Below are 2,537 nucleotides of genomic sequence, written 5' to 3'. Positions count from 1 at the left end.
ACCCGGTCGAGTTCAAGCGCGAGAAGGCCAAGGAGTTCGGGGCCACCCACACCTGCAGCTCCATGGACGAGGCGATGGCACTGGTCGGAGAGATCAGCTGGGGTCGGATGGCCGATCTGGTCATCCTCACGATGGGCGTGGTCGAGGGCAAAGACCTGCTCCCCGGTCTGCTCCTCACGGGCAAGGGCCGCCGGTGTGTCGTGGTGGGCCTGGGGGACATGATGGCCGTCGACGCCCAGGTGTCAATCATGGACCTGGCGATGCAGCAGAAGACACTGCAGGGCGCCATCTTCGGTGGCACCGGCCCGCGCAAGCAGATCCCGCACCTGCTGCACCAGTACCGCGCCGGGAACCTCAAACTGGACGAGCTCGTCACCAAGACGTACCGGCTCGAGGAGATCAACCAGGGGTACCAGGACATGCGCGACGGCAAGAACATCCGCGGTGTGATCATCTACGACGAGCAGGACTGGTAACAGGAGGATGTATGACGGAGCCCGAGCAACGGACCCCCAAGCAGGACCGTAGCCGCCTCACGCGGGAACGACTGCTCGGTGCCTCCATCGATCTCCTGGCGACACAGGGCTGGGCGGCGACCACCGTGGGTGCGGTGGCCGCCGCCGCCGGCGTCTCCCGGGGCGCCGCACAGCACCACTTCCCGACCCGGGAGGACCTCATCACCGCCGCGCTCGGTCACATGATCGAACAGCGGATCGAGGACGTGCGCAGGGTGGGACTGGATCTCGGCGAGGACCTCGTCCTTACGCGCCGACTCGGCCTCAGCCTTGCCGAGCTTGCGTTCCAGCTCGGCGATGCGGGCCTGCTCGGGACTGCGCGGGCTGCGGCCAGCCTTCTTCACCCCGCCCAGGGTGCCGGCGGCGATCGCGGCCCGCTATTCCTTGACGTGCGAATCATAGAGACGCCCCCGGCGCAGGACGGCGCCCTTCGCGCCGGCGGGGGCCGCATCATATTCAGCAACGATCCGACGTGTGAAGTCCGCGGTAAAGGACCGGCGCTTCGCCCGGTCGGACCACGGGCCCTGCGGATCCGCCGCCGGCGCGACGAGGCCCCAGCCTCAATCCACACTGACCGGGTGTCTCACCTCAGTGTCTCTACGACGGTCTCAACGCTGGGCAGGTGTAGGTGCGCAGCATGTGGTGCCGAATCGCTTCACACTCCGGGTCCCACCCCGCTCGACGAGGGTGGCGAATCACGGTCGTCAATTGATGTTCCTTTCCGAAACACGGTCGCTGCTCGTCGTATCCAACACCCACGATCGATCAACTGCGGGCAAGTCCGCCGAGCATCAGCTCGGCCCTATCGACGGGAAGCTGCTGGGTGATGGCTCGCTTGCTGAACATGAAATCGCGGGGGCGGTTGATGCAGTCTGCAGCAAGGAGCTCGCCACCACGGAGGTAGAAGCAGCTGAAGTCGCGGTCCCGGGTGGGGTCACCGCTGAGGACGACTTCGTCGTAACCGGTGTTGAGACCGGCGATCTGCAGCTTGAGATCGTATTGATCTGACCAGAACCAGGGAAGCGCCTCGATCTTCCTAGATTTTCCGCAGACGGTCGAGGCGGCGACCTTGGCCTGCTCCCCCGCACTCGACACGGACTCCATGCGTATACGGCAGCCGTAACGGGCGATGTCATGGCTTGTGCAATCTCCGGCGGCCACGATGTCGGGGTCCTCGGTCCGGGCATGGTCGTCGATCACGATGCCGTTGTCGACCACGAGACCCGCAGCGTCGGCGAGTTCTGTTCTCGGTTCAACACCGATGCCCACGATGACCAGATCAGCCGGGATCGACTCGCCAGTGGACAGGAGGACCTCGCGGACGCAGTCGTCTCCGACTAATGCTGCGACTTTGGCGCCCGTTCGGATATCGATGCCCTCCTCTCGGTGGATCCGCTCGAAGAACGTCGAGACGTCGGGAGCAGTGACCCGCTCGAGGACGCGAGTGGTCGCCTCGAGCACGGTGACGTCCAGGTCCAGTGCCCGTAGCGAGGCGGCCGTCTCAAGTCCGATGTAGCCGCCCCCGACGATCACCACCCGCCGCCCGGGGGCGGCGGACGTGCGGATCAACTCGACGTCTGCGGCGGTCCGAAGGTAATGGACCCCGGCGAGATCGGCCCCAGGAACGCGGAGCTGACGAGGGCGGGCTCCCGTGCACAGCGCGAGCTTGTCGTATGTCAGTGTGTCGCCGGTGCTCATAACGATGTGCCCAGCCGAGCGGTCGATCGCCTCCACGTGCGCGTTGAGAAGCTGGATTCGCTGCTTGGAGTAGAAGTCCGAACTGCGGATGGTGATCTCGTCGAGGGTGGTTTTCCCGGCGAGATACGCCTTCGACAGTGGCGGGCGCTGGTAGGGCACCGTGGGCTCCTCGCCGATGAGGACGATCTCACCGCTCCACCCGTCCTGCCGTAGGCTCGCCGCGAGTTGGGCTCCGGCATGGCTGGCCCCCACGACAAGGGCCCGCTGCGGCATTATGTTCCAGCCTTGGGGGTGAGTTGGACCATCATCTTGCTGATCCCCCGG

The 2,537-nt window shown here is 65.7% G+C and carries 2 protein-coding genes and 1 pseudogene; 2 read left to right on the top strand and 1 reads right to left on the bottom strand.

Features of this window, described 5'->3' with window-relative positions; genetic code table 11:
- Both G6027_RS17955 and G6027_RS17950 read left to right on the top strand, forming a co-directional pair.
- Positions 1-476, top strand: a 476-nt coding sequence (locus G6027_RS17955) for a zinc-binding dehydrogenase (protein WP_182638322.1), incomplete at its 5' end; no start/stop codon positions are given.
- Between the two features lie 11 nt (positions 477-487).
- Positions 488-745: pseudogene (locus tag G6027_RS17950) on the top strand (TetR family transcriptional regulator); the annotation flags it as partial.
- A gap of 535 nt (positions 746-1,280) precedes the next feature.
- Here the strand turns inward: G6027_RS17950 and G6027_RS17945 are convergent.
- Entirely contained in the window at positions 1,281-2,489 is a 1,209-nt protein-coding gene (locus G6027_RS17945) for an FAD-dependent oxidoreductase (protein ID WP_182638321.1), read from the bottom strand.
- Positions 2,490-2,537 lie beyond the last annotated feature (48 nt).

Origin of the sequence: Dietzia sp. SLG310A2-38A2 (assembly GCF_014145095.1) — a bacterium.
Lineage (GTDB): Bacteria > Actinomycetota > Actinomycetes > Mycobacteriales > Mycobacteriaceae > Dietzia.
The sequence above is the reverse complement of the archived record's forward strand: the minus strand, read 5'-3'. Positions and strand labels throughout refer to the sequence as shown.